The sequence below is a fragment of the Streptomyces sp. bgisy027 genome (genome assembly GCF_057710365.1).
Genome location: NZ_JBYIVZ010000020.1, coordinates 73,386 through 93,491, shown reverse-complemented (window position 1 = coordinate 93,491; position 20,106 = coordinate 73,386). Strand labels below are relative to the sequence as shown.

Here is a 20,106-nt window from a genome sequence, read left to right as displayed (position 1 = left end):
ACCGCACATCGTCTGCCGTACACCGTGAGGAAGTTGACGTGACCGACACCGCCATGCTGCCCGAGTCCTGGCGCGGGGTTCTGGGCGACGAGCTGCAGCAGCCCTACTTCAAGGAGCTGACGGAGTTCGTCGAGGAGGAGCGGGCGAAGGGTCCCGTCTACCCGCCGCGCGAGGAGGTCTTCGCGGCGCTGGACGCGACGCCGTACGACAAGGTGAAGGTCCTGATCCTCGGCCAGGACCCGTACCACGGCGAGGGCCAGGGCCACGGCCTGTGCTTCTCGGTCCGTCCCGGCGTGAAGACACCGCCCTCGCTGCGCAACATCTACAAGGAGATGCAGCAGGAGCTCGGCCACCCCGTCCCGGACAACGGCTATCTGATGCCGTGGGCCGAGCAGGGCGTCCTGCTGCTCAACGCGGTGCTGACGGTCCGCTCCGGCGAGGCGAACTCGCACAAGGGCAAGGGCTGGGAGAAGTTCACCGACGCGGTGATCAAGGCCGTCGCCGGCCGGCCCGACCCGGCGGTGTTCGTGCTGTGGGGCAACTACGCCCAGAAGAAGCTCCCGCTCATCGACGAGACCCGGCACGTGGTGGTCAAGGGCGCGCACCCCTCGCCGCTGTCGGCGAAGAAGTTCTTCGGGTCCCGCCCGTTCACCCAGATCGACGAGGCGGTCGCCCGGCAGGGCCACGAGCCGATCGACTGGCGCATCCCGAACCTGGGCTGACCGGCCTCCCGCCCGCCGGGCCGGGCCGTCGAAGGGCCCCGGCCAGGCGCCGCACCGGAGCCGCCTGACCGGGAATGCCGGTGGGGGCGGTTAGCGTCGGGTGGGACCAGCCGACGAGGGCCGGAGGACGCGGTGGCCGAGCGACAGGGGCAGACGGCACCGGACGCGGTGCTCACGCGGATCGGGCAGGTCGTGATGCTCCTGCACGCCGGGGACCGCGAGGAGGCCCGGCGCCGCCTGCTGGACCTGTGGGCGGAGCTCGGCGAGGAAGCCGACCCGCTGCACCGGTGCACGCTGGCCCACTACCTGGCCGACACCCAGGACGACCCGCTGGACGAACTGGCCTGGGATCTGCGGGCGTTGACGGCGGCGGAGGGGGCCGACGGCGCGGTCGCCGTACGCGCGCTGTATCCCTCGCTGCATCTGAACCTGGCGGCCGACTACGTGAAGCTCGACCGCACGGAGTCGGCCATCGCCCATCTGCGACGGGCGCGCGGAGCGGCGGAGGTACTGGGGGACGACAGCTACGGTGACGGGGTGCGGGCGCGGATTCTGCGGCTGGAGGGGCGGCTGGGGGACGGCGCCTAGGGGCACCTGGGGGACGTCGGCTGGAAGCCGCCTTCAGTGTCCGTACGTCCTGTCGCAGATCCGCGACTCCGGGCTGTCCGGCCGCCAGCCGCCGTATTTCCTGCCCAGCTCGCAGACGTCCCCGTTGCCCGGGACCTGCTCCGGCAGCGACTGCGACATGTCCGGGACCGGCGCGGCCGGCCGCTGCGGGCCGCGGTCGTCGGAGTGCGGGCGGCCCGGTTCCCGTCGGTCCTGGTGGCCTTCGGGGGAGTGCGCGCGGGCAGACGGGGGCGCCGGCCGGGACGGGGGAGTGGGGGACGCGGAGTGTGCGTCGGACGGCGCGGTCTCCGGGCTCCGGGACGGGTCGACGAGGGTCAGGGCCTCGCGGGCCGGCGCCTGGACGACCTTCGGGTCGGTGTGGACGCCCGGCCCCGGAACCGGCGGCCGGGACGGCGCCGACGATGTCCCGGGAGCCGTCGGCTGCTGGACCGTCGTGCAGCCGCCGAGGGCCGAGACGGCCACGGTGACCAGGAGCGTTGCGGTGGTCGTCGTTCGATGCACGCGCGCAACTCTGCTGGGTCGTCCGCCCGTTGGGACAGCGGACAAGCAGAGGTTGGTCCACACGGGTGATCTCCGGCCCCGTACGGGCGGTGCGGGCCCGCCCCGGCTGACGTCAGTCGCCGGTCGCGCCGTCGAGGCGCTCGCGGATCAGGTCGGCGTGCCCGTTGTGACGGGCGTACTCCTCGATCATGTGGGTGTAGATCCACCGCAGGTTGAACTGCTCGCCGGTGCGCCTGCTCCGGGCCTTGGAGAGGTCGTCCAGGGCGAACCCGGCCGCGTTGCTGCGGGCGATGTCGATCTCGGCCTGCCAGGTGGTGTACGCCTCCTGCCAGGTGTCCGCCCCGGTGAGATGGAACTCGCCGTCCGGGTCCTCCTCGGAGCCGTAGACGGGCCCTGCGTCGTCGCCCGCGAGCACCTGACGGAACCAGCCGCGCTCCACCTCCGCCATGTGCCGCACCAGCCCCATCAGGGACAGCTCGGACGGCTCCACGGAGGCGGTCCTCAGCTGGGCGTCGGTCAGGCCCTCGCACTTCCACGCGAGCGTCCGGCGGTGGTAGTCCAGCCAGCCCTCCAGCATCGAGCGCTCGTCGGCGGTGGTCGCGGGCTCCTCGCGTTCTGTCGTCATGCCCGCATCGTCGCTCAACTCACCCTGGTTCACCAGCAGTTTTCGCGGGCGCAGACGCACCGCCGAACATCCCGCCGAGCAGTTCGCGCAGCCCCGCCCGCACCGTGTCCAGGCTCGGCACCTCCGCGCTGAAGGACCCGGCGACACAGCTGAACATCAGCCCGTCCGCCCACGCGATCAGCGACAGCACGTGCCGGTCAGGGGTCGTCGAGCCCGCCGCGGTCACCAGGGCGGCCAGCTGGTCGCGGAAGCGGGCGCCGGTCGCGTCGAAGTAGGCGCGCAGCCCGGGGCGGCGCGTGGCCTCCAGGGCCAGTTCGTAACGGGCGAGGGTCAGTTCGCGGTTGCGGGTCAGGGCACGGTGCGTGGCCAGCGCCAGTCCGTCCACCAGCGAGTCCGGGCCGCCACGCGGGTCCGGCATCTCCTCCAGCGCCAGGACCTTCGCCTCGCGGTCGGCGAGCCGGCGCACGGCCAGCTCCAGCAGTGCCTGCCGGGTGCGCGCCACGTTCGACGTGGACCCCTGCGGCAGCCCGGCCGTCTCGTCGACCGCCCGGTGCGTGAGCCCGCGCATCCCGCGCTCGGCGAGCAGCGCGAGGGCGGTGTCGGCGACGAGATCGGCGCGCGCGGCGCCCGTGGTGCGTTCGGACATGGAGATCAACCTACTCCTCTCACTACGCCTGTAGTACAGTCGGCGGGCGAAGGTACTACACCTGTAGTCCGCTCTGGAGGGGTCATGGCGCAGTCGAGACGGGCCGTCGTCATCGGTGGCGGCATCGGAGGCCTGACCGCGGCCGTCGCCCTGCGCGACGGCGGCTGGGACGTCACCGTGCTGGAGCGGGCGCCGTCCCTGGAACCGGTCGGCGCGGCCATCTCCCTCGCACCGAACTCCCTGCGCGCGCTGGACGTCATCGACGTCGGCGACGAGATCCGCGACCTCGCGGCCTGGCAGGGCGACGGCGGACTGCGCACGCCGTCCGGGCGTTGGCTCTCCCGCACGGACGCCGACGCCGTCGCCGCCCGCTTCGGCGGGCCCCTCGTCCTGCTGCACCGGGCCACCCTCATCAACAGCCTCGCCGCACGGCTCCCGTCCGAGGCCGTCCGCACCGGGATCGACGCGAGCCTCGCCGACCCGGGCGACGCCGATCGTCCTGCGCGCGTGAGCACACCGGACGGCGAAGTGGAGACCGACCTCGTGGTGGCCGCCGACGGCATCCGGTCTGTCGTACGGCGGGCGCTGTTCCCGCACCACCGGGGGGCCGTCTACTCCGGGTTCACCACCTGGCGGGTCGTCATCCCCGTGCCCGGCGCGCGGTTCGCCTCGCACGAGACCTGGGGCCGGGGCCGCATCTGGGGCTCGCACCCGCTCAAGGACGGCAGGGTCTACGCCTACGCCGCGGCCGTCACCCCCGCCGGAGAGCGCGCCCCCGACGACGAGAAGGCCGAACTGCTGCGCCGGTACGGCGACTGGCACGACCCGATCCCCGCGATCCTCGCCGCCGCCCGCCCCGAGGACGTCCTGCGCCACGACGTCCACCACATCGCCGACCCGCTGCCGGCCTACCACCGCGGCCGGGTCGCCCTGATCGGGGACGCCGCGCACGCGATGCCGCCGACGCTCGGGCAGGGCGGCAACCAGGCCATCGAGGACGCCGTCGTCCTGGCCCACCACGGCGCCGACCTCGCCGGCTACACCGCGGCCCGCCTGCCGCGCACGACCGCCGTCGCACGCCAGGCCGTCCGCGCCGGCCGGCTGAACATGATGACCGGCCGCGCCGGGATCGCCGTACGGAACACGGCGCTGACCGCGGTGTCCAAGGCGGCGCCGCTGCTGTTCCTGCGGGGCTTCGAGGGCATCGCCGACTGGCGGCCGCCGCAGGCGCCGTATGCTGCCGGGAAGACCCGGCAGGCAACCACCGGCCCGTCCGGCAACAGCTAGAGGAGACAACCCTGTGAAGGTCGGCTGCATCGGACTCGGCGACATCGCGCAGAAGGCCTACCTGCCGGTGCTCGGCGGCCTCCCCGGGGTCGAACTGCACCTCCAGACCCGTACGCCCGCGACGCTCGCCCGGGTCGCCGACGGCCTTCACCTGCCCGCCGCCCAGCGCCACGAGGACCTCGACTCACTGCTCGCCCAGGACCTCGACGCCGCGTTCGTGCACGCGCCCACCGGCGCCCACCCGGAGATCGTGACCCGGCTGCTGGAGGCCGGCGTGGCGACGTACGTCGACAAGCCGCTGGCCTACCGGCTCACCGACTCCGAGCGGCTGGTGGCCCTCGCCGAGCAGCGGAACGTGAGCCTCGCCGTCGGCTTCAACCGGCGCTACGCCCCCGGCTACGCACAGTGCGCCGACCATCCGCGCGAGCTGATCCTGATGCAGAAGAACCGGATCGGGCTGCCGGAAGAGCCGCGCACGATGATCCTGGACGACTTCATCCACGTCGTGGACACCCTGCGCTTCCTCGCGCCCGGCCCGGTCGACGACGTGACCGTGCGGGCCCGCGTGGTGGACGGGCTGCTGCACCACGTCGTGCTGCAGCTCGCCGGGGACGGCTTCACCGCGCTCGGTGTGATGAACCGGCTCAGCGGCTCGGCCGAGGAGATCCTCGAGGTGTCCGGGCAGGACACCAAGCGGCAGGTCCTCAACCTCGCCGAGGTCGTCGACCACAAGGGGCAGCCGACCGTGCGACGGCGCGGGGACTGGGTGCCGGTGGCCCGGCAGCGCGGCATCGAGCAGGTCACGCTCGCCTTCCTCGACGCCGTGCGCGCGGGCAAGGTGCTCAGTGCCCGGGACGCGCTGGCGACCCATGAGCTGTGCGAGCGGGTCGTACGTGCGGTTCAGGAGCGGACCGCCTGAACCGGGGCCGCAGTGTCCGGACGCCCTGGCTCACGCACCAGACGGCCATGACCAGCAGCGCCGCGTGCACCGGCCAGTCGCCGAAGCGGACGTACGGCGTGACACCGCCGGACAGCGGCACCTCGTAGACCGCGCTCGTGCTCGCGCCGGTCCCGAGCCAGGGACCTATGCGCTGCCCGCTCGGACCGTACACGGCGGAGACGCCGGTCAGTGTCGCGTGCACCATCGGCCGGCCGGTCTCGGCGGCGCGCAGCGCGGCCAGCGAGGCATGCTGCTCCGGGGCCCAGCTCTGCTGGAACGTCGACGTCGCCGACTGGGCGACCAGCACCTCGGCGCCACGGTCGGCGAGGTTGCGGCTCATGTCGGAGAACGCGGTCTCGAAGCAGACCATCGGGCCGATCCGCAGCCCGCGCCCGGCATCCATCACGACCTGCTGGGTGCCGCGCCTGCGGTCCTCGCCGGCCGCCCTGCCCACGGAAGTCGCCCACCCCAGCATCGAGCGCATCGGTATGTACTCCCCGAAGGGCACCAGCCGCATCTTGTCGTAGCGGGCCCCCGTCGGGCCGTCCGGGCCGATCAGGATGGAGCTCTTGTAGATGCCGGGCTTGTCCGAGCGCCGCGCGTCCACGTTGACCAGGATGTTCACCCCGGTCTCCCGGGAGAGCGCCGCTAGCCGCCGGGCGAGGTCGGGCCGCTCGCCGAGGTCGAAGCCGACGCTGCTCTCGCCCCACACGATCAGGTCGACGTCCTGGCCCGCCAGCTCACGGGTGAGCTGCTCCTCGCGGTCGAAGCGCCGGTCGGGCCCGTCCGTGCCGCCCTGGATGACCCCGGGCTGTACGACCGCTGTCCGGACCCGGTCCTGGACGTGGGGGCGCGGGGACCACACCCAGGCGGCCGAGGTGGCCACGGCGGTGGCGGCGAGACCGGCCACCGCGGGGACCCGGGACGCGCGCACCGTCACCAGCACGGCGACCGCGACGTTCACGGTCACCACCAGGAAGCTGATCAGCCACACCCCGCCCACCGAGGCGAGTCGCAGCGCGGGCTCGACCTGCCACTGGCTGGAGCCCAGCACGCCCCACGGGCCGCCGAGGCCCTGCCAGGAGCGGACGAGCTCGATCATCAGCCAGCCGGACGGAAGTACGGCGAGTGCCGCCGCCACCCGGCCGGGGGAGGGGGTGGCCGCGCCCAGGAAACGGCGCACCAGCCAGGCCCAGGGGGCCCACAGGGCGCCGAGCAGGCCGGCGATGACGAACGTGAAGACGTGCAGGTTGGGCAGCAGCCAGTGGTGCATCGCCAGCATGAAGCCGAAGCCGCCCCACCAGCCGTCGCGCAGCGCCCGCTTCCCGGTCGGCGCCTTGCGGATGAGCGCGATCCACGGGACCAGGGCGACGTAGGCGAACCACCACAGCGACGGCTGCGGGAAGGCGAGCACGGGCAGCGCACCGGCGAGGACGGCGACGGTGGAGTGCCGCCAGGGTGAGGCGAGCCAGTCGCTGATCGTCTTCATGCGGCCTCCCTACCCACCTCGTGGTCCTTCCAGTGTGCTCACAGGCACTGACAGCGGGACAGTGGGCGTCCGCTCAGTCGATCACCGCCGGGGCGGTCCGCTCGGGCATGCGGCGCCATTTCTCCCGGACGACGACCTCGCGCAGCCGCCATCCGTCGTCCGTGCGCAGCAGCCCGAAGGCGTACCGGCCGCCGCACACGAAGTCGGGCGCCGGGGAGCCCTCGCCGTCCGCCGCGAACCGCATCGGATTGACGTAGTCGGCCTGCACCCGGGCGGTGTCGCCGGTGTCCTGCTCCAGGGTCCCGAAGCGGACCCGGCGGTTGACGATGAGGTGCTGGCGCATCGAGCACGACTGCAGGCTCTCCGCGAGCCATGCGGCGATGCTGCCGGCGTCCCCCTCGATGCCGCCGGCCGAGCGGTAGTCCGCGCGCCCGTCGGGGGCGAACAGGCTCCGGTACAACGGCCAGTCGCCGTCGTCCACGGCCACCGCGTAGTCGGTGATCACTTCGTCGACCGCCAACCGGTCCCTCAGGGTGGCTAGTTCCACACGCTGCGTCATCGGCTCAGTGTTGGGCATGAGGTGGACGGTTCCAAGAGGCCGGACGGAGTTATTCAGCTGGAAGGTGTAGGTCTCTCGGCCGCCCTCGTTGAGAGCCCGCCGCCTCATGCCGCACTCGTACGCCTCGCCCTTGGCCTTGCAGAACCCCGGGGTCCCGACGACGGACGTTCCGGCGGGCGGCGTGATCACGACCCTCGTGGACGGCTCCCCCACCTCGGCCATGACCCAGGCGGGCCCGGCGTTGGTGAACTCCGCCTTCATCGGCACCGTTTCACCGACGCGCCCCCTCAACGCGGCACCCGTCACCTGGAAGTCGGCATGGTTGACGGAGGTGACGGCACGATACCGCGGTCCACCTCTCGGGCATCTCGTCGTAGAACCGGACCTGCTGTGTACGGCAGTTGGAGGGAACCTCCGCGACATCGAGTCCCCGGGTGACGGCGTAGGTGACCCACACCTTCGCGGAGGCTTGAGTGCCCTCGTTCGTCACGGTGACCGGCAGACCGAAGTTGCTCCCCGGTTGCCCTCCGTCGATCGGCTCGATGCCTCCGATGGCCAATTCGGGTGCGGTTTCATCGGCGGGGGCGGCGGGAGCCGCGCCCAGCACGATCAGACCGGCGGCGCGAGGGCGGCAGCGGCGGTACGGGAGGCGCGACGGTTGCGCGGGGGCATCGGCACAGGGGGAACCTCTGTCGGGAACGCGGGGGAACGGACGGTGTCTCAGGGGGAACGGACGGTGTCTTGGGGGAAACGGACGGTGTCTTCAGAGAGCACGTCGCTTCGATCGCTAGACTCCTGCCGGTTCCGAACAGTTGCACGTCCGGTGCCTCACCCGCCTGCTGCCTTGAACTCAACCCTGCTCGGCGGCGACCGACCCAGGGACACGCGGCCGCAACTCAGGGAACCAAACCGTGCGCGACCTTGGGGGAGACCGTCATGCCGGATGAGCTGAGCGTCCGCCGGATACTCGGGGACCAGCCGTTCGCCGAGATCGGCCGGCCCGCGTGGGCGGTGACCGACGCACGTCACGGCTGTGTCATCGCGGCCGGTGACCTCGGACATGTCATGTGGCGCGGTACGGGCCAATGGCTGAGCCACCGGATCGGCGTGTACGAGGCCGACACCTTCCGTCCGCGCCACGTCGTCGCCTCCCGCTACTCCGTATGTGCCGTTGAGCCTCACCCCGAGCTACCGCTCGTCGCCGTCGGCACCGGCCGCTACGACGGCTCGTGGGACTTCGAGGGACAACTGCTCCTGCTGCACCTGGAGACCGGGTGCGTGACGAACCTGCTGAGCAAGAGCCGCCAAGTGCGCCACCTGCGCTGGCTGGAGGACGGCAGGCTCGCGATGCTGCTCTCCCCCGAGGACAAGGACGGCGGCTTCCGCAAGGGCTTCGAGCTGGCCGTCGCGGTGGAGGACTGGCTGTCCGCTCCGGCCGGTCTGGTCGACCCCGACGAGGCCCGCCGTCCGACGGTCGAGAGCGGGCTCCTGCACGACCCCCGTGTGCAGGACACCCTCGCGCGGCTGACCGAGGACCGGTGGCGGCGACGGGCGGAGGTGCGGGACCTGGCGGTGCTGGCCGATGGCCGGGTGCTCGCCACCGGCCGGCACACGGACCTCGAATGCTGGGATCCGTCGGGCACGCCGAGGTGGACTCTTCCCGCCGACGGGGAGGGGAGCGTCCGGGTCGAGGCGGCGCCGGACGGTGAGTCGGCGTGGGTGACGTACCAGGGCTACCGGCGCGACGAGGTGACGGGACGACTGGTCGACCGCGCGGTCACCGTTCAGCGGATATCGACGGCGGACGGCGGTGTGGTGGACAGCGTGGACATACCGTCGGTACCCGCACTGTGCGCCGCGGACGAGGGCTGGCTCGCGATGCGCCCGCAAGGGCGCGACGCGCACGCCACGCTGCTGTTCGCCCCGACGCACCAGGAGGCAGCACGCCTCGACCTCGCTCCCAGCCGCTCCAACTCCCCAGCGCAGCGCGTCAGACACAGCGCCCGTCTGCTGTACGTGGACGGACCCGGCCCGGACGACGACACCCCGTGGATCCACGCGATCGATCCTCCCGGCGCTCATGGCCCCGCCACCCCACGCCCCCTCTTTCCCCTGCGCTGGGACCCGGCGTCCACTCTCCAGCCCTGGTACGGCCCCGCCGTCGAGCTGACGGACACCCTCATCCACGCGGGCCGGTCGTACGAACCGGGCGCCACCTACGCGGAAGGCCGCGAGGGCACGTATGTCGTGAGCCGCCGTCTGCCGGGCGGGGAGGCACGCTGGGTGCACAGCACCGACAAACCGCTCGCCGATCTCGACGGCGACGAGCGGAGGATGTACGTCGTGTATCTCACCGGTGAGGTGGAGATCCTGGACACGGCGACGGGCGAGGTGCGGGCCCGGCGCACCCTGCGCGCGCACGGCCACCCGGTCACGCCGCTGTCCGCCGCGTACCGGGCTGATCAACAGCGGCTGATCGTGGGGACGGTGGACGGGCGGATCCTGGACTGCTCGGTCCCGGGTTGACCGGGGCGGCAGAAAGATGTGGGAAGCCGACCGCCGCTGGAGGACGAGGTCCTCGCGCATCGGCGGGCCTGGAGGCGGCCCTGCGCCCTCGAACGCGGCCGCTGCAACCGCGGCTCGGCGTCAACTGGGGCTGTCCTTCTCAGGATCCCCTCTTCAAGCGGCTTCGATGACGTCGCTGCGGATGGCAGCGGCCCACTCGACCACCAACAGCTCGTACTTCGCTCGCTCCTGGGCGGACAGTGAACCGCCCGCACGCAACCACAGGGCGCGAATGGCCTCGTTCACCTCGGTGGCAGACCGCACGGAACCAGGGCCTAAGGAATCGGGGGACATGCCGACAAGCCTAGGGGCAAGAGCTGACGGTCCGCTACCGGACGGCTACGCGCACCGTATGTGATTGGTCACGGATTTCGGCCGGGCCTCTATTACTGACCGGCAAGTCAGCAGGTCCGGGGCCCGGAACGCGGCCCCGGGGCCTGCCGCTACGGTGCTCGTCAGCCCGCCGACTCCGCCGCGCGCGGGCTCAGGACGCCCGCCGTCACCAGGGCGATGATGACGATGCCGAGGACGATGCGGTACCAGACGAACGGCATGAAGCTCTTGGTGGAGATGTACTTCATGAACGAATCTATGACGACGTGTCCGGAGCGGCTTTGACCTGCTGTTTTCCGCCACTTTTCAAGATCGAATGGAAGGGCGGTGGGAGACGGCACGTTTCCAGTACTCTCCTCTCGCTGGCCATGAAGCGCAGCCACCTGGTTTGCAGCGAATCGGCAAAAACGACCTTGCCACCGACGACCGGACGAAAGACAGGGGAGCCGTCGACGTGGCTGGTGCTTCCCGGCCATGCCACCAGAGAACAGTGCGGTACTGACGCTCCCGCGGTGCACTCATGAGCTTCAGCGACTCCGCCGCCACGTCTGACGGGTACGGCTCGATGTCCTTGTTGTCGATGCCTGAGTACGTGAACAGCATCGTCACCTTGACGTGGTGCAGCCGGTTGAGTCGGTCGATGTCCTCGGGCTTCATCTGGTGCCAGGAGGTGAACACAACCAGGTAGCTGTGACCCGGTGCGTTTCCAAGAGGTGTCGGCGTGGACACATACGGCGAGAAGCTGGTCGGGGAGATGGGCGCTTGGGGCGACGACCGGTTGGCCGCGACTCCCAGCGTGTCCCGGAGCCTATGTCAACATCCGCTTGGTTCGTGGTGCCCGGCCCGTACGATGGCGGTATCTCGGGATGAGCAGGGAGGCGCGATGACCGCGATGTATCCGGAGTATGCGCAGTGGCTGCGCCAGGTGCGCAGCTCGATGAAGCTGCCCAAGGCGGTCAAGCTGCTGTTCGACCAGGGGCGCCTGTACATGTCGCCGGTGACGGAGGCGCACAGCGAGGCGGATGATTCGATCCGGTTGCAGCTGGCGGAGCAGCTCGGAGGGGAGTCCGGTCTGCACGTCACGCGGGACAAGGGCGTACTGCCGGAGAGGGACGGTTACACGCCCGAGCCCGATGTGCTGGTGGTCGACGCGGGTGCGCTTGGTCCGGGTGATGCCTTCGTCGACCAGAAGCATGTTCACTTCGTGGCCGAGAGCGTGTCCCGCTCGACGGTCGGGCAGGACTATGGGCGCAAGCTCAACCAGTATGCGGCGCGCGGGATTCCCACGTATCTGATCGTCGATGTGTTGACCGGGGAGTGTGTGCTCTACCAGGCGCCGAAGGGCGACGAGTACACCTCGGCGGTGCCCTACCGGTTCGGTGAGGAGATCGAATTTTCCCTCGCGGGAGTTGCGGTGACAGTGCGCACCGACTTCAAGAAGATCCGCTGAAGCCGTTTCTTCCCGGCCTTATTCCGGTGCGGTTCCCCGGCCCTGCTGGGTGGCCGGGGCCGCCGGCCCCGGCACCGCGCCGGTGTCACGTATCCCACGCTCCTCCGTTCGGCGGACCGGGCGGTTTCCGTAGCGTCCACTCGCGCTGTCCGATCGCATACCTGGGAACCCGCAGCAAGCTGCCCCCGCCCCCAGCCACTGCTCGTATCTCGATCTCGCTGGTCGTGTGCGGTGGCGCTGAGTATGACTTCGATGATGTGGGTGCGGTCCGGTACGAACTCTGGTCCGGGCGGCGTGCCGACGGCGCCGGGTCAGAGGGAGCCGGTGGGAGTCCGTTCAACATCAAGGTGGCGTCGCTGCGGTTGGGCGACTTCACCGCGGCCGAGGTCGCCGAGCTGTACGGGCAGCACACCGCGCAGACGGGCCAGGATTTCACGGTGGATGCGCTGGAGTGTGCCTTCGGCTTTACCCAGGGACAGCCGCGGCTGGTCAACGCGCTGGCCCGGGAGGTCGTCGAGGAGATGGGGGTGCCGTCGGACAGGCCGATCACGGCCGAGCACATGGAGGAGGCGAAGGAGCGGCTGATCCTGGCGCGTGCGACGCATCTGGACTCGCTGGCCGCCAGGTTGGGCGAGGACCGGGTGCGGCGGGTGATCCAGCCGGTGATCGCGGGCGAGCTGCTCCTGCCGACGGACACGTACGACGACGATCTGGGTTACGTGCGTGACCTGGGGCTGGTCAAATGGGCGTGGGTGCTTGTGCACGGCACGGACTTGATACGGCGGTGGTGGTCAGGCTCTCCCTGTGCGAACACCGAGGCCTGGATGGCGTCCCATGAAGTGCAACACTGTTGCGTTAGCCGTCAGGCCCGGCGTCAATGTCTCCGTCCTTGGCGGGCGCCTTCGCCGACACGCCGTCGAAAAGTACGTCGGCCCCCGCGCCACCGCGCTGACCGCGGCCAAGCAGAAGAAGCTCCTCGCGGTCGCCGAGGCCTTCGTAGGCCGCGCGAAGGCCGACGCGGCGAAGGTCCGCATGTCCGAGATCCGCGCCCACCTTCACGACACCTACGCCCCCTGGATCGGCGGCACCGGAGACGACGACCCTTCTACCTGCGCATCCACAGCCCGGTCGTCTGGATCGAGGCCGACTGCCAGGCGGCCGGACCGCTCGGACCCGCATACGGCAAGACCCGGGCCGACGGCCCGAGCCAGAAACGCATCCACTCCGTCATCTGCACGCCGAACGGCAACGACTACGGCAGAGAACTGCTGCGGCAGCACTCCCTGACATCCCCGCACCACCAGTGATCCGAAACCTCCCGGCTCAACCGCCGTACAGATCCCGGATCCGCGACTTCAGCAGTTTGCCGGAAGCGTTGCGGGGGAGTTCATCGGTGATCAGAACAACCGATTTGGGGATCTTGTACTTGGCCAGGCGTCCGGCCAGGGACGCGATCACGTCGTCGGGGGTGAGGTCGGCATCCGGGCGGTGAACGACGACCGCGTGCGGCGCCTCGCCCCACTTGTCGTCCGGTACGCCGATGACCGCGCAGTCCACGATGTCGGGATGGGTGAGGAGCCGGTCCTCGACCTCGGCAGGGTAGACGTTCTCGCCACCGGAGATGATCAGATCCTTCATACGGTCGACGATGTAGACGTAGCCGTCGTCGTCGAGGCGGGCCACGTCCCCGCTGCGGTACCAGCCGTCCGTGAGGACGGCGGCCGTCGCCTCGGGGAGTCCCCAGTAGCCGGGCATGACGTTGGGGCCGCTGACCAGGACCTCGCCGGGCTCGCCGGGGCCTGCAGGGGAGGAGTCGGGGTGGACGACCCGGACGTCCGTGAAGAAGTGCGGTACACCCGCGGAGCCGGCCTTGGTGACGGAGTGCTCGGCGTCCAGGAAGCACACGCCGGGCGTCGCCTCGGTCATGCCGTAGCCCTGCTGGAAGGCGAGCCCTCGTTCCTGGTAGGCGTCGATGAGGGGTGTCGGAACCGGAGAGCCGCCGCACAGGAGGGTCCGCAGCGAGGACAGGTCCGTCTCCGGCCAGCTCGGGTGACGGGCCATCAGATCGAACATGGTGGGTACACCGAAGATGAAGGTGATGCCGTACCGTTCGGTCAGTTCCAGCGCGCTGCCGGCGTCGAACGCGTCGACCAGGACGCAGGCCCCGCCTTTCAGCAGGGTTGGCATGGCAAGCATGTTCAGTGCCGCGCAGTGGAACAGGGGCGCCGCCACCAGTGCGCGTTCGTCGGAGGCGAGGTCGCTGTCCACGAGGACGTTGACCGCGTTCCAGGTGAGGTTGCCGTGGGTGAGCATGGCGCCCTTGGGGCGGCCTGTGGTCCCCGAGGTGTACATGATGATGCAGACGTCGTTGGCGGTCACGGGTTCGTCGATCGGCTCGCCGGAGGAGGACGTGATCAACTCCTCGTATGCGGGACCGACTTCGATGTACCTCACAGCGTCCGTGGTGCCCGGCAGTCCCGCGACGAGCCCGGCGTGCGAGGGGGCGTGGACCAGAATCTTGGCGCCGGAGTCGGTCAGCTGGTAGGCGATCTCGGGTCCGGCGAGGCGGGTGTTGAGCGGTACGAAGACCGCGCCGAGGGTGCCTGCCGCGAAGAACGTCTCCAGATAGGAGGGATGGTTGGGGCCGAGATAGGCGATCCGGTCGCCGCGCCCGGCGCCGCGGGCGCGCAGCGCGTGTGCGAGGCGGGTGGTGCGCTCGTACAGCTGGCTGTACGTGATCGTGGTGTTCTCGTGGATCAGTGCGGTGCGGCGGGGGGTCTTGCGGGCTCGGCGTGCGGGCCACGATCCCAGTCCCTCGTTGCGCATCGTGTGTTCCTTCAGAGGTGGGAATTACGGTTGCGGCGCCTGCCCCGCTCGGGACGGAGGCCCTTTGTGTCGTCTCCGTGGTGCGCGGCGCGCTGGATCACCTGTCGGATCCGCGCGCTTCCTTTCAACGGTGGTCGGGGCGGCTCGGCTCCACCCATGGTGGCGACGCCGTGGGAGAGGGGCGAGTGCACGGCCTGTCCCGGCCGGCCGATGGCAAGCGTGAGGATCCAGGATGCGGGGAGGTCCGGCACCGGTGTGCGCGAGAGAGCATGGACACCACCGGCGCCCGGGCCGGGTGGCCCGGCGGAGCAGGTCATCGTGACGCGTTCCGCCGGGCCGGTGGTCGGAGAGCTGGGAACTCTGCTCGCTCCGTGGGCTGGGGGCTGGGCTCACTTGAAGGTGTAGCCCTTGCCGCTGGGGCCCTCGAAGGTCTCGCCCAGCTTGAGACCGCCCGGTGTGTCGGCGTCCGCACGGGAGATGAAGACGGTGCGCGTCGGCGGCTGCGACGAGTCGGTGTAGTCGAGAGGCGTGGTGAGCAGGCCGTCCAGGTTGAGGTCGGAGGTCTTCCGCATCGCTTCCACGACGCCCTCCGGGGTCAGGTTCCCGGCCTCGCAGGCACCCTTCATGGCATCGGTCAGCAGCTCTGCCTGCGCGTAGGCCAGCGGCACCTCGAAGCCCTTCGCTCCCTTGGGCGCGGCGGCCTCGTAGAGGTCCACGGCCTTCTTGACGCCCGGCTCGTCCGAGCTGTACGGGGCCGTGCTGGTGACGGCGTAGTAGTTCTTCAGCAGGGCCGGGCCGGCCGGGGTGTCCAGCAGGGCCGGGTTGAACGTCGGGGCGTGTCCGATGACCGGGACGTTCACCTTCTGGGCGGCGAGGACACCGGCGAGCGAGGCGAGCTGCGGCGGGGCGGCGCCGAGGACCACCGCCGACGCCCCGGCCTTCTTCAGCGCCGACGCCTGAGCGGACATGTCGGTGTCCTTGGGGGTGATCTCCTGCGGCACGATCTTGAGGCCGCGCTTGGCCGCCGCGTACTCGGCACCGGCCAGGGAGTCGTTGCCGTAGTCCCCGGTGAAGTAGACGACGCCCACCTTGGCGCCCTTCTTGACCCCGAGCTCGTCGACCAGGTAGTCGATGGCGTTGGCGGCCTCGACACTGTAGGTCGTGCCGGGTATCTGGGCGTTGTCGTACTTCAGGGAGTTGCCCGCCCAGCCGAAGCCGCCGAGGTAGAGATGGTCGGCCTGGGCCAGGGGCAGGACGGCGGCCGACGTCGGGCCGCCCAGCACCTGCTGCATCGCGACGACCTTCGGCGCCATGCTGCGGTAGAGCGTGACGGCCTTCTGCGGGTCGTAGCCATGGTCCTGCACGTCGACCTTCACGTCGCGGTCGCAGACGCCGCCGTCCTTGTTGAGCTGCTCGTAGTACGCCTTCGTCTCGGCCACCTGGACCGCGGCGCCGGCGGCGAAGGGCCCGGAGAGGTCGGTGAGTATGCCGACCGTGATCGTGTCAGCGGTGACACCGGCGCCTGTCTTCACGTCGCCCTGACCACCGGACGCGTCTTTGGAGGCGTTTGGGTCCTGGGTGGAGCACGCGGCGAGTGCGGCGATGCAGCAGCCGGCGATGGCCAGCGTGGTGCGGGTCCGGTTTCTCATGACTTTTCCTCCGAGCTGGTGGAGACGGCGGGTTGTGAGGGTGGGGGTACCGTCGCTCCGGACGGGTCCGGTGACGGTGTGGGGGCAGGAGGTGGGCCGCTCGTGTCGTGTTGCCGTGCTGTGCGCCGGTGGCGGATGCGGCTCGCGGTGCCGGCCAGACCACCACGCAGGAAGAGCAGGACGGCGATGATGGCCGCTCCGTAGAGCAGCCGGGCCAGGGCCGAGGCGTCCAGTCCTCCGGAGCCCGGGGCGGCGAGGAAGGGCAGCTGGGAGCTGTACTGCGCGAGGACCAGAGGCAGCGCGACCACGAACACGGCGCCTGCTGTGGCGCCGGCGATCGACCCGAGGCCACCGAGCACGATCATCACCAGGAAGTCGATCGACAGCTGGATGCCGAAGATGTCAGGAGCGATCCGGCCGTAGGCGAGGGCCATCAGCGCACCGGCGATGCCGGCGTAGGCGGAGGAGATGACGAACGCGGTGGCCTTGGCCCGGGCCACGTTGACGCCCATGGCGGCGGCTGCCACCTCGCTGTCGCGGACGTTGGCCAGAGCGCGGCCGGTGCGGCTGGCGCGGATGTTGCGGCCCAGCCAGGCGGAGAGCACGGCGATGCCGAGGAAGAGGTACCACAGCCGGTGCAGGCCTTCGAACTCGACGCCGGCCACGGCGAGGTAGTCCGGGTCGGCGTTGCTGAAGCTGAAGCCCGGCACGGAGAACGGCTCGACGGTCCGGCCGTTGAAACCGCCCGTCAGTGTTTCGAGGTTGACCATGAGATGCCGGGCGAGGAAGACCAGCCCGATCGTGGCCAGGCCCAGGTAGATGCCCCGCAGGCGGCCGGAGATCGGGCTGAAGAGACCGCCGGCCACGGCGGCCACCACTCCGGCGAGGACCAGCGCGACGGCCGGCGGCAGCCCGAGGCCGGCTTCCTGCCCCGCCGGATCGCCGACCGTCCACGCGTAGGTGTACGCGCCCAGGGCGGCGAAGAAGGCGTGGCCCAGGGAGAGCTGGCCGGCGACGCCGACCAGGAGGGTGAGACCGATCGCTCCGACGGCCGCAGCCATGGCGAACAGGCCGGTCTGCAGCCAGAAGTCGTCGAGCAGCAGGGGGAGCGTGAGGGCGACGAGCAGGCCCAGGACAAGTGGGGCGCGGCGGATGAGGTCAGACACGGACGGCCTCCTTGCGGCCGAACAGCCCGGACGGCCGCACGAGCAGGACGAGGATCATCACGGCATAGGGCACGACCTCGCCCAGGCCGCGCCCGAGGAAGTGCAGTTCGGCTTCGTAGCCGACCGCCAGTGCGGTGACGACGCCGATGATCAGGCCGCTGACGATCGCACCGACGACGGAGTCGAAGCCGCCGAGCACCCAGGCGGGGATGGCGGCGAAGGAGCTGAGCGCGAGTGTCGGTGCCACGCCGGGCGAGGGGAAGGATGACAGGAAGATGCCGGCGACCGCCGCGAGTGCTCCGGCCAGTGCCCAGCCGGCGGCTCCCGTGCGAGAGGGCCGGACGCCCATCAGCGCCGCGGTGTCGCTGTCCGCGGCCGCGGCCCGCATGGCGACGCCGGCGCCGGTGCGCGCGAACAGGTACCACAGCACGCCGAACACGACGATGGCCAGGCCCGCGGCGACCACCCGGCTCGTCGGCAGGGTGATGCCGCTGACGGACACCACGTCCGCCCCCCAAGGGGCGCCGATGGAGAGCACGTTGTTGCCGATACGGCGGGTGAGCTCGGTGAGCAGCACGATGTCGACCCCGAGCATGAGGATGGCCGCCGTCCCGGGATTCGCCTCGGCCAGGTTGCGCACGAGGACCGCGTTGATCAGGACCCCGAGCACGGCCGCACCGACGACGCCGACGGCGGCCGCCGCCCAGAAGCCGATCGGCCCCTGCAACGCGGCGACGAGGTACGCGCCGCTCAGCAGTACGGATCCGTGCGCGAAGTTCAGTACGCCGGTCGAGGTGAAGACGATGACGAAGCCGACGGCGATCAGGCCCAGGATCAGGCCGTAGGACAGGCCGTTGGCCAGTTGGGTGAGGAAGTAGGTCATGCTGCCGCCGTTCCGAGGTAGGCGCGCAGGACCTCGGGGTCCTGCTGCACGTCCTGTGGTGATCCCTCGGCAATGCGCTTGCCGAAGTCGAGTACGGTGATGCGTTCCGCCAGGCCCATGACGAAGGGCATGTCGTGCTCAACGAGCAGGATGGACAGCCCCAGTTCCTGCTGGACCGCCCGGATGGCGTCCGCCATGGCCATGGACTCTCCGTGGGCCATACCGGCGACCGGCTCGTCGAGCAGCAGCAGCGTGGGCTCGGCCGCCAGCGCGCGGCCCATCTCCACCCGCTTGCGGTCGCCGTAGGAGAGGGCGTGCACCTCGTGGCCGAGGAGCCGCTCGATATCGAGCAGGGCGGCGATCCGGTGAACGGTCTCGCGCTCGGCGCGCTCCTCTTTCCTGGCCCGGGGCAGCCGCAGGGCCTGCATGACGGTACCGGCGTGCATGAGGCGGTGCCGGCCGACGAGCAGGTTGTCCTCGACCGTGGCCTCCAGCGACAGTGAGATGTTCTGGAAGGTGCGGGCGACACCGAGGCCGGCGATCCGGTGCGACGGCAGCGCGGTGACCTTGGCGTCGCCGTAGTGCACCGTGCCGCTGGTGGCGCGGTAGGCGCCCCCCAGGACGTTGATACAGGTCGACTTGCCGGCACCGTTGGGGCCGATGAGCGCGTGGATCGTCCCGGCCTCGACGGTGAAGGACACGTCCGACAGCGCGGTGAGGCCGCCGAAGCGGACGGTCAGATCCTCGACCCGCAGCCGCTGGGCTTTTCTGGACGGGCGCTGCAGGTGCACCGGCACATCGACCGGTTCCTGCGCAGGGGCCGTCCGCTGAGGGGAAGTGGAGCCCACACCGAGGTAGCGGTCACGGATCTCGTCGGTCGCCGCCAGCTCGGCCGAGGGCCCCGAGGCGGTGATCGCCCCGACCTCGAGCACGTAGGCGTGATCCGCGACGCGCAGGCCCATCGCGGCGTTCTGCTCGATGAGCAGTACCGACGTGCCCTGCGCATGGATCTGTTCAATGATGTCGCCGATCTGCTCGACCATCTGCGGGGCCAGGCCCAGCGACGGCTCGTCGAGGAGCAACAGCTTGGGCGACGCCATCAGCGCCCGGCCCATCGCGAGCATCTGCTGCTGTCCGCCGGAGAGCAGGCCGCCGCGCGCATCGCGGCGTTCCGCAAGGGCCGGGAAGAGGTCGACGACCCGGTCGTACGCCTCCTTGCGGGCACGCTTGTCGCGGACGGTGCAGCCGCCCACCCGGAGGTTCTCCTCGACGGTGAGGTCGCGGAAGATGCGCCGCCCTTCGGGGACCTGGACGATCCCCGCGCGGACCATCTGGGAGGCGTCCCGCTGGGCGAGGTCCCGGCCCTCGAAATGGATGCTGCCGCCGGTGACCGCGCCATTGACGCTGTGCAGCGAGCGGGAGATCGCCCGCAGCAAGGTCGTCTTGCCAGCGCCGTTGCTGCCGAGCACCGCCACGACGGAACCGCTGTCCACCCGCAGGGAGACCCCGCGCAGTGCCTGAACAGCGCCGTCATAGGCGACGGCGAGGTCGTCCACGGTGAGGAGTGGGTCGGGCACGAGAAGCCTTTCCGTCAGGGAGAGGAGGAAGAAATGCGGCTCGCGACCCGGCGCGGAGCGTCGGCAGGTCGCGGCTGATGCGCTGACGTCAGGCAGAAGTTAGATGTGTTCGTGACGCACGTCAATCATCTGTCTAATATCAAAACGAGGGCGGAATCGAGACGGATCGGTGCCAATGGCGAGGGGTGGCGGTGGGCGGGGGGAGTTCGGAGGAGTCCGGGCTCGGAGGGGGGCGCCGCCCTGAGGCGAGGACCGTTTCAC

The 20,106-nt window shown here is 70.7% G+C and carries 18 protein-coding genes and 2 pseudogenes; 7 read left to right on the top strand and 13 right to left on the bottom strand.

What is annotated here, in order from left to right; genetic code table 11:
• Window positions 1-38 precede the first annotated feature (38 nt).
• Window positions 39-722: a uracil-DNA glycosylase gene (ung, locus tag AC3ETA_RS21805; RefSeq protein WP_432194581.1), complete on the top strand. Its 684-nt coding sequence runs from the start codon at window positions 39-41 to the stop codon at window positions 720-722.
• Between the two features lie 132 nt (window positions 723-854).
• A complete protein-coding gene (locus tag AC3ETA_RS21800; protein ID WP_432194580.1) occupies window positions 855-1,310 on the top strand; it encodes a hypothetical protein in 456 nt (151 codons plus the stop codon).
• A 33-nt stretch (window positions 1,311-1,343) separates the two neighbouring features.
• Here the strand turns inward: AC3ETA_RS21800 and AC3ETA_RS21795 are convergent, their stop codons facing one another.
• From AC3ETA_RS21795 to AC3ETA_RS21785, 3 genes are all read right to left on the bottom strand, one after another.
• Entirely contained in the window at window positions 1,344-1,850 is a 507-nt protein-coding gene (locus tag AC3ETA_RS21795; RefSeq protein ID WP_432194579.1) for a hypothetical protein, read from the bottom strand.
• A gap of 112 nt (window positions 1,851-1,962) precedes the next feature.
• A complete protein-coding gene (locus AC3ETA_RS21790) occupies window positions 1,963-2,475 on the bottom strand; it encodes a DinB family protein (protein ID WP_432194578.1) in 513 nt (170 codons plus the stop codon).
• A gap of 19 nt (window positions 2,476-2,494) precedes the next feature.
• Complete coding sequence (locus AC3ETA_RS21785; protein WP_432194577.1) at window positions 2,495-3,121, bottom strand: TetR/AcrR family transcriptional regulator; 627 nt, start codon at window positions 3,119-3,121, stop codon at window positions 2,495-2,497.
• 84 nt (window positions 3,122-3,205) lie between these two features.
• On the opposite strand from AC3ETA_RS21785, the gene AC3ETA_RS21780 reads away from it, so the two are divergent.
• Together AC3ETA_RS21780 and AC3ETA_RS21775 are read left to right on the top strand one after the other, a co-directional pair.
• Entirely contained in the window at window positions 3,206-4,408 is a 1,203-nt protein-coding gene (locus AC3ETA_RS21780) for an FAD-dependent monooxygenase (protein ID WP_432194576.1), read from the top strand.
• 13 nt (window positions 4,409-4,421) lie between these two features.
• On the top strand, window positions 4,422-5,327 hold the full coding sequence (locus tag AC3ETA_RS21775) for a Gfo/Idh/MocA family protein (protein WP_432194575.1): 906 nt from the start codon (window positions 4,422-4,424) through the stop codon (window positions 5,325-5,327).
• On the opposite strand, the gene lnt is transcribed toward AC3ETA_RS21775, so the two are convergent.
• Both lnt and AC3ETA_RS21765 read right to left on the bottom strand, forming a co-directional pair.
• The gene (lnt, locus tag AC3ETA_RS21770; protein ID WP_432194574.1) at window positions 5,251-6,837 is read right to left on the bottom strand and encodes an apolipoprotein N-acyltransferase; all 1,587 of its coding nucleotides are present in this window, start codon (window positions 6,835-6,837) and stop codon (window positions 5,251-5,253) included. The two genes, AC3ETA_RS21775 and lnt, sit on opposite strands and share 77 nt — an antisense overlap.
• A gap of 73 nt (window positions 6,838-6,910) precedes the next feature.
• Window positions 6,911-7,396 carry a nuclear transport factor 2 family protein gene (locus AC3ETA_RS21765; protein WP_432194639.1) on the bottom strand — a complete coding sequence of 162 codons (486 nt, stop codon included), beginning with the start codon at window positions 7,394-7,396 and terminating at the stop codon, window positions 6,911-6,913.
• A 936-nt stretch (window positions 7,397-8,332) separates the two neighbouring features.
• Between AC3ETA_RS21765 and AC3ETA_RS21760 the strand changes: the two genes are divergently transcribed.
• Complete coding sequence (locus AC3ETA_RS21760; RefSeq protein WP_432194573.1) at window positions 8,333-9,922, top strand: PQQ-binding-like beta-propeller repeat protein; 1,590 nt, start codon at window positions 8,333-8,335, stop codon at window positions 9,920-9,922.
• Between the two features lie 153 nt (window positions 9,923-10,075).
• On the opposite strand, the gene AC3ETA_RS21755 is transcribed toward AC3ETA_RS21760, so the two are convergent.
• Both AC3ETA_RS21755 and AC3ETA_RS21750 read right to left on the bottom strand, forming a co-directional pair.
• A complete protein-coding gene (locus tag AC3ETA_RS21755; RefSeq protein ID WP_432194572.1) occupies window positions 10,076-10,255 on the bottom strand; it encodes a hypothetical protein in 180 nt (59 codons plus the stop codon).
• Between the two features lie 161 nt (window positions 10,256-10,416).
• Window positions 10,417-10,569, bottom strand: a pseudogene (locus AC3ETA_RS21750) (undecaprenyl-diphosphatase); the annotation flags it as partial.
• A gap of 608 nt (window positions 10,570-11,177) precedes the next feature.
• Here AC3ETA_RS21750 and AC3ETA_RS21745 point away from each other — a divergent pair.
• Window positions 11,178-11,744, top strand: coding sequence for a Uma2 family endonuclease (locus AC3ETA_RS21745; RefSeq protein WP_432194571.1), 567 nt, complete (start codon window positions 11,178-11,180; stop codon window positions 11,742-11,744).
• A gap of 311 nt (window positions 11,745-12,055) precedes the next feature.
• Here AC3ETA_RS21745 and AC3ETA_RS21740 read toward each other — a convergent pair whose 3' ends face one another.
• Window positions 12,056-12,508, bottom strand: a complete 453-nt coding sequence (locus AC3ETA_RS21740; RefSeq protein ID WP_432194570.1) for a hypothetical protein — start codon at window positions 12,506-12,508, stop codon at window positions 12,056-12,058.
• Window positions 12,509-12,578: 70 nt separating this feature from the next.
• Between AC3ETA_RS21740 and AC3ETA_RS21735 the strand changes: the two are divergent.
• Window positions 12,579-13,051 (top strand): annotated as a pseudogene (locus tag AC3ETA_RS21735) (DUF3500 domain-containing protein).
• Window positions 13,052-13,067: 16 nt separating this feature from the next.
• Here AC3ETA_RS21735 and AC3ETA_RS21730 read toward each other — a convergent pair.
• The 5 genes from AC3ETA_RS21730 to AC3ETA_RS21710 all read right to left on the bottom strand — a co-directional run bounded on the left by AC3ETA_RS21730 (window position 13,068) and on the right by AC3ETA_RS21710 (window position 19,845).
• A complete protein-coding gene (locus tag AC3ETA_RS21730; RefSeq protein ID WP_432194569.1) occupies window positions 13,068-14,570 on the bottom strand; it encodes an acyl-CoA synthetase in 1,503 nt (500 codons plus the stop codon).
• 389 nt (window positions 14,571-14,959) lie between these two features.
• Entirely contained in the window at window positions 14,960-16,219 is a 1,260-nt protein-coding gene (locus tag AC3ETA_RS21725; protein WP_432194568.1) for an ABC transporter substrate-binding protein, read from the bottom strand.
• Window positions 16,216-17,385, bottom strand: a complete 1,170-nt coding sequence (locus tag AC3ETA_RS21720) for a branched-chain amino acid ABC transporter permease (protein ID WP_432194567.1) — start codon at window positions 17,383-17,385, stop codon at window positions 16,216-16,218. Before AC3ETA_RS21720 ends, AC3ETA_RS21725 begins: the two co-directional genes overlap by 4 nt.
• On the bottom strand, window positions 17,378-18,268 hold the full coding sequence (locus AC3ETA_RS21715; protein ID WP_432194566.1) for a branched-chain amino acid ABC transporter permease: 891 nt from the start codon (window positions 18,266-18,268) through the stop codon (window positions 17,378-17,380). The genes AC3ETA_RS21720 and AC3ETA_RS21715 overlap by 8 nt, the downstream gene beginning before the upstream one ends.
• Entirely contained in the window at window positions 18,265-19,845 is a 1,581-nt protein-coding gene (locus AC3ETA_RS21710; protein ID WP_432194565.1) for an ATP-binding cassette domain-containing protein, read from the bottom strand. The genes AC3ETA_RS21715 and AC3ETA_RS21710 overlap by 4 nt, the downstream gene beginning before the upstream one ends.
• Between the last annotated feature and the right edge of the window lie 261 nt (window positions 19,846-20,106).

What these genes read in the sequence shown, in the direction of transcription:
- AC3ETA_RS21765 (WP_432194639.1), bottom strand. Translation starts at nt 7,396, where the DNA reads ATGACGCAGCGTGTGGAACTAGCCACCCTGAGGGACCGGTTGGCGGTC.
- AC3ETA_RS21755 (WP_432194572.1), bottom strand. Translation starts at nt 10,255, where the DNA reads ATGTCCCCCGATTCCTTAGGCCCTGGTTCCGTGCGGTCTGCCACCGAG.
- AC3ETA_RS21780 (WP_432194576.1), top strand. Translation starts at nt 3,206, where the DNA reads ATGGCGCAGTCGAGACGGGCCGTCGTCATCGGTGGCGGCATCGGAGGC.
- AC3ETA_RS21730 (WP_432194569.1), bottom strand. Translation starts at nt 14,570, where the DNA reads ATGCGCAACGAGGGACTGGGATCGTGGCCCGCACGCCGAGCCCGCAAG.
- AC3ETA_RS21790 (WP_432194578.1), bottom strand. Translation starts at nt 2,475, where the DNA reads ATGACGACAGAACGCGAGGAGCCCGCGACCACCGCCGACGAGCGCTCG.
- AC3ETA_RS21760 (WP_432194573.1), top strand. Translation starts at nt 8,333, where the DNA reads ATGCCGGATGAGCTGAGCGTCCGCCGGATACTCGGGGACCAGCCGTTC.
- AC3ETA_RS21725 (WP_432194568.1), bottom strand. Translation starts at nt 16,219, where the DNA reads ATGAGAAACCGGACCCGCACCACGCTGGCCATCGCCGGCTGCTGCATC.
- AC3ETA_RS21785 (WP_432194577.1), bottom strand. Translation starts at nt 3,121, where the DNA reads ATGTCCGAACGCACCACGGGCGCCGCGCGCGCCGATCTCGTCGCCGAC.
- AC3ETA_RS21745 (WP_432194571.1), top strand. Translation starts at nt 11,178, where the DNA reads ATGACCGCGATGTATCCGGAGTATGCGCAGTGGCTGCGCCAGGTGCGC.
- lnt (WP_432194574.1), bottom strand. Translation starts at nt 6,837, where the DNA reads ATGAAGACGATCAGCGACTGGCTCGCCTCACCCTGGCGGCACTCCACC.
- AC3ETA_RS21715 (WP_432194566.1), bottom strand. Translation starts at nt 18,268, where the DNA reads ATGACCTACTTCCTCACCCAACTGGCCAACGGCCTGTCCTACGGCCTG.